Origin of the sequence: Flavobacterium sp. (genome assembly GCF_021151785.1) — a bacterium.
GTDB lineage: Bacteria > Bacteroidota > Bacteroidia > Flavobacteriales > Flavobacteriaceae > Flavobacterium.
This window is the reverse complement of the sequence record NZ_JAGKWP010000145.1, coordinates 1-5766: the sequence shown is the minus strand read 5'-3', so window position 1 is coordinate 5766 and position 5766 is coordinate 1. Positions and strand designations below refer to the sequence as shown.

4 protein-coding genes are annotated in these 5766 nt (G+C 36.2%); all 4 read right to left on the bottom strand.

Annotated features, from left to right (window positions below; translation table 11 throughout):
- Positions 1 to 389 precede the first annotated feature (389 nt).
- On the bottom strand, positions 390 to 3389 hold the full coding sequence (locus tag QZ824_RS10860) for a type I restriction endonuclease subunit R (protein ID WP_291276037.1): 3000 nt from the start codon (positions 3387 to 3389) through the stop codon (positions 390 to 392).
- 285 nt (positions 3390 to 3674) lie between these two features.
- Positions 3675 to 4040 (bottom strand): GIY-YIG nuclease family protein, encoded by a 366-nt coding sequence (locus QZ824_RS10855; RefSeq protein ID WP_291276036.1) that lies wholly within the window; start codon positions 4038 to 4040, stop codon positions 3675 to 3677.
- Between the two features lie 294 nt (positions 4041 to 4334).
- Entirely contained in the window at positions 4335 to 5573 is a 1239-nt protein-coding gene (locus QZ824_RS10850; protein WP_291276035.1) for a restriction endonuclease subunit S, read from the bottom strand.
- Positions 5574 to 5766: hypothetical protein (locus QZ824_RS10845; protein WP_291276034.1), on the bottom strand; the 193-nt coding region annotated here is incomplete at its 5' end.

The following is a 5766-nucleotide window of genomic DNA, read 5'->3' as shown; positions in this document are numbered from 1 at the left end:
CCATGACATTGACCGTCCCTACGGGACTACTACGCAACATCTCGTACACATTACAATAGATTAAAATCCATTGCTACATTATAGGTCGTCCCTACAGGACTTACACGTTGCATAACACATTAATTTTATTTAAACGCAATGTAACATACAAGAGCCAGCGGCTCGACCCATCTTATAAGGCTGGACTTCAGTCCAGTCGACATCAACACATAAGCCGCTCACCCACAGGACTAACACACAACATTACATACTAGAGCCAGCGGCTCGGCCCATTTTGTAAGGCTGGACTTTAGTCCAGTCGATACCATCATCGCAACCAACCCACAAGAGCCATAGGCTCGACACATATCATAAAGCTAGACTTTAATCCAGTCGATAAAAAAACATCACTATGCCCTCCATTCTTTAAACTGTCCTTCTGCCTGTTCCATAATTTCTTGAAGGATAGCGTTTAATTCCAGCATGCTTACTTTTCCTCGCAACTCTTTTTTAACGGCTAAACGAATCGCTGCTTTAGCGTCCTCTTTATTCGTCCAGTCGATTTGTAGATTGCTTTTTACGGCTTTTACTACGCTGTGAACTACATCTTGAATGGGCCCTGCTTCGTTGATAATGTCTTTTTTGGCCGCTAGAATATCATAGAATGCCAATTCTTCATCCGACAAACCTAATTCCGATTTACGTTTGTCTTCGTCTTGCATTTCCTTGGCACGTTCTACTAATTCGGCAATTGTGGTGTACGAATCAATAGCATTGGCGTGATAACGGTCAATTACTTTTTCTAATTCTTCTTTTAGCGAAGTATATTTCTTGATATTTTGAGGCAAACGCATTCTGATTTCGTTTTTCAAAATATTTTTCAATAATTCAATTTTAATGGCAATACTGTCTTTGTCTTTTTTAACACCCAACAAAAACTGCTCGTCTAAAATAGAAATATCGGCTTTTTCAATACCTGCCATGGCAAATACATCGATAATATCATCCGATTCGATACTTCTACTTATCAACTCTTTGATTTCGTTTTGAGTGGCTCTGCCGTTTCCTTTTACCGTTTTAGCGTTTCGTATGGCTTTCGATACATGTTGCGAAAACAAAATATCAATAGCGTATTCCTGAATTTCAGGTTGTGATTTTACAATAGATAACAAACCAGTCAATTTCTTTTCTTCTACCATGAATCGATCTGCCACTTCATCGTATTTCAATAAGGCGTTTAAGGCTTGTTTTACCAACAGCATTTTATCACTTTCACGTAAAGCTTTCCACTGACTGTAATCTGTGGTTTCGGGTAGCATATTTTTACAAGCTTCTACTTGATTGAAAAACATATTCAAGGCTTGTTCCATATCAATAGTAGGCTCTCCTTTTCCTCCACCACCTGTATATTTATCAGTTGCTTTTCGTAACTGGTCGCCTATGCCGATGTAATCTACAATAACCCCCGAAGGCTTGTCTTTAAACACACGATTGGTTCTAGTAATCGCTTGCATTAAGTTATGCCCTTTCATGATCTTATCCACATACATTGTATGAACACAAGGTGCGTCAAAACCTGTCAACCACATATCACGAACAATAACCATTTGCAATGGGTCTTTCGGATTTCTAAAACGTTTCTTTAAAGCTTCCGTAGCTTCTTGCGTTCTGATGTGCGGATTCCATGCTACTGGGTCTTTAGAAATATTACCCGTCATCACTACCGCAATTTCAGGACAGCCTTCTAACTGTGATAAGGCATCGTACATTTTCACACTGTTTCGGCGACTCATACAAACAATCATCGCTTTTCCTGGTAAGGTTTCCGTACGATTGGTAAAATGCTTTAAAATGTCTTTAGCAATCTTTTCTACTCGTTCTTGCGAACCTGCTGCATCTTCTAGTGCTGCCCATTTCAAATTAGAACTGTCTTCTTGTTCCCATGTTAAGGAATCAACATCCGAATCTAAATTTTCATTGGCTAAATGCAGTTTGGCTAAACGAGGTTCGTAATAAATTGGAACCGTTGCTTTATCATCTACCGCTTGTTTAATATCGTACACGTGAATGGTTTCTCCAAACACTTCTTGCGTATCAGCATCTTTGCTATCCACTGGCGTTCCTGTAAATCCAATAAACGAAGCATTAGGTAACGCCTTACGCAAATTAGACGCAAAACCATCTAACAAACCATATTGCGTTCTGTGGGCTTCATCCGCCATCACAATAATATTTTCGCGTTCCGATAAAATAGGATGTTCTAATTCGCCTAACGAATCCTCATTACCTGATTTCAATCGGAACTTTTCTATGGTCGTAAAAATAACCCCACCACTTCCTGCCGAAAGCAGTCTTCTTAAATCATCGGTAGAATCGGCATGTTGTACATCGCCTACTAAGTCTTTGGCTAACACAAAGTTTTCATACAACTGAAAATCCAAATCGCTTCTATCCACTTGAACCACAATAGTTGGGTTTTTCAATTCGGGTAGGCTGCGTAAGATACCGGCATATATGGCCATGGAAATACTTTTCCCGCTTCCTTGGGTATGCCAAATCACCCCGATACGTCCATCTCCAAAAGGGCGAATGGCTTTTTTAGCTGCTTCCACCGCAAAGTTAACGCCAAAGAATTGATGGTATTTAGCGCCTTTCTTAATCAAGGTGCCGTTATGGTCTTCAAAAAAGACAAAGTTTTTAATGTAATTCAGTAAACGCTCTTTGGGGAACAAACCGAATAACAACGTATGCATTTGAAAATCGTCTTCTACTATGGTAGTACCATTGATACTTTTCCAAGCGGCATACCATTCGTTCGAAGCGTTATAAATGCCGTGTTGGGCTTCGTTCCCATCGCTTACGATTGTGGCTACGTTGTATTCAAACAACAACGGAATATCTTTGGTGTAATGTTGGATTTGATTAAAAGCTTCTTGCAAATTGGTGTTTTCATCAAACCAATTCTTCAATTCAAAAACGACTAAAGGCAAACCGTTGATGTACACAATTACATCAGGGCGGCGTTTGTTTTTGCCTTTAATGCTCAATTGGTTTACGACCCAAAACGTATTCTTATCAGGGTTTTGAAAATCTATTGGGTACAGATGCACCGCTTTTTCATTACCGTTGGCATCTTGGTATTCGTAGTCCAAGCCTTTGGTTAACTTCAAATGAAAATCACGGTTGCGATACAACAAATCAGCGCCTTTATTATTCACAAACTCCGCTACAATTAACGGATACAACTCTGCAGGCAAATGCGGATGTTGCTGTTGTATAAACGCTAACAAAGTAGCTTTATCTACGACTTCATTTTCAGGAAACGTAAAAGTGGTACCGTGAATATGTTCATATCCCATATCGGTTAACCAGTCAATCGTAGCTTGCTCTATTTTGGCTTCTGTTGTCATATTGTCTTTATCTTTTTGTCATTCCACCGTTTTTTGTCATTTCGACACAGGAGGAATCTCATAATTTTGTTCAACTTTATGTGTTCCCTCCTAACCTCGGGATGACAAACGAGACGTTTATTTTTTTGTCATTCCGACGCAGGAGGAATTGCATTATTTCTATTCTCTATGCAATTCCTTCTTTTTCTTGTCATGCTGACGCAAGGAAGCATCTCATAATTTTGTTCAACTTTATGTGATTCCTCGTTACCTCGGAATGACAACCCTAACTAAACTTTCTTTTTGTCATTCCGACGCAGGAGGTATCACATTACTCTTTACAAAACGATCATTTAAAAATTCAAAATTTTCATTAAATGAGCGAATCAAATCTAACTTTTTTTCTCTTCTCCAGCCTTTAATTTCCTTTTCTCTTGCTATGGCTTGTTGCACCCAAGTATACTTTTCATAATATACCAGAAACTCTAAATTATATTTTGAAGCAAAAGTTTTATTACCATTTTTTATATTTTCACTATGCTCTGATAATCTTCTTGGCAAATCATTAGTCATCCCCACATAAAAAGTAGAACGATATTTATTAGTAATGATATAAACATAATAAGACTGATAGCCTTCTGTATGTTCAAACATAATATTGTTTACTTTCATATTCGTTCTCTTTTATCAATTCATTTTAATTAGACTAATGACGCTAGGAAGCATCTCATTATCCTATTCCTAACTTTATGTGATTCCTCGTTACCTCGGAATGACAATTTACCCGCTATTCTTTGTCATGCTGACGCAAGGAAGTATCTCATAATCTTTATCTAAACTTTATGTGATTCCTCGTTACCTCGGAATGACAATTTACTCACTATTCTTTGTCATACTAAAGCAAGAAGCATCTCATTATCCTATTTCTAACTTTATGTGATTCCTCCTTTGGTCGGAATGACAAAACTACTCCCTGAACTCTTTCAACCGTACCTCACCACTAATTAACTTAGGCAACAAGGTATCGCGTAATTGAGTTAGGGTTTGGTTTTCTGTTAGATTTTGAATAATAATTTCGTGAGAACTAACAAACTCTTCAATAATATCGTTTAAGATAGATTTATCTATTGGTAATGCAATTTTAATGCTTTCAATATCAGATGTGCTAATATTTGGCTGAGCACTACCATAAGCCAAACCTTGCATCACATTATAAAAATCAGAGGTCTGTAACAATTTACCAATAAGTATTGAAGCATTCTTTAAATCTTTATCTACTAGTTTACCTACACGTTGATTCAACCATAATTCTTGACCATAATCAGGAACAGCTCCAACTTTTCCTACCTCTGCACCTGTCATTGCAATTAAGAAATCTCCTTTAGCTATTCTAAATTTAGGATTTATAGATTTTGAAATTTCTTCTGAAATACACGTACAATTATTGATGTCTACAATATTATTATTTATGTTTTTTATTTTTATAACTTTTACTCCAGTCTCTTGAAACCAAGCAGATTTAAAAGCATAACCTCCTAAAACGGAAACAATACTACCTAAACTTTTAACTTCCCAACCCTTAGGAATCCTACCCAACTCACTTTCCACAAACTCACCGTCTTTAAACGGACCAAAATCTACAAACCAGTATTTGTATAACGCCATAGCCATTTCTTCTAAAGTTTTGTTGATGGCAAGGTTGTTTTCGATTTTATCGTCTATTGTGGAAAGGATGTCGGCGATGGATTTTTGTTCTTGGAGGGGGGGAAGCTCTAATTCAATATTTTGAAAAGCCTCTTTAGCAACACGCTGTCTACCAGAAGTTCCAATCATATTTGCTTCTGCAAATTGTCTTACAAATGGTTCTCTTGATAAATAATAAACAAAATCTGAATCTGAAATATTCTCTTTACCTCTAAAAACTAAAAATTCTGTTGAACCAAAACCAACATTATTTTTTAAATCTCTTACCTGACATATTTTTCCATTTTCTAAACATGGTGTAATTCTTGCGAATAATGTATCATTATTTTGAAACTTGGCACCTCCCTTTAACGTCTTGAAATCTGAAGGTTTTACTGTTTTCAAATTTGGATCTAAATCTTTCATTTCTACGAAAGAATAAGATTGATTAGCCTTTAATTTTACTAAAGGATTTATATCAATGAAATCTGAGAGTTTATATGTTTTCCAGTTGTTTGGCATTTATATGTTTTTAAAGGTAAATCTATGAATAAAGTTATATTGTTCTTCTAATAAAGATAAGTTGAGTTCTAAAACTGCAGAGTTATTTTCCTTAATTATTTGGAATAGTAATTCAAATTTATTACTAATTATGAAAGTATTCTCTTCTTCTTTAGATTTATTTTTTTTAATAAAATCGTCGAAAAAATTATTT

What these genes read in the sequence shown, in the direction of transcription:
- QZ824_RS10860 (WP_291276037.1), bottom strand. Translation starts at nt 3,389, where the DNA reads ATGACAACAGAAGCCAAAATAGAGCAAGCTACGATTGACTGGTTAACC.
- QZ824_RS10855 (WP_291276036.1), bottom strand. Translation starts at nt 4,040, where the DNA reads ATGAAAGTAAACAATATTATGTTTGAACATACAGAAGGCTATCAGTCT.
- QZ824_RS10850 (WP_291276035.1), bottom strand. Translation starts at nt 5,573, where the DNA reads ATGCCAAACAACTGGAAAACATATAAACTCTCAGATTTCATTGATATA.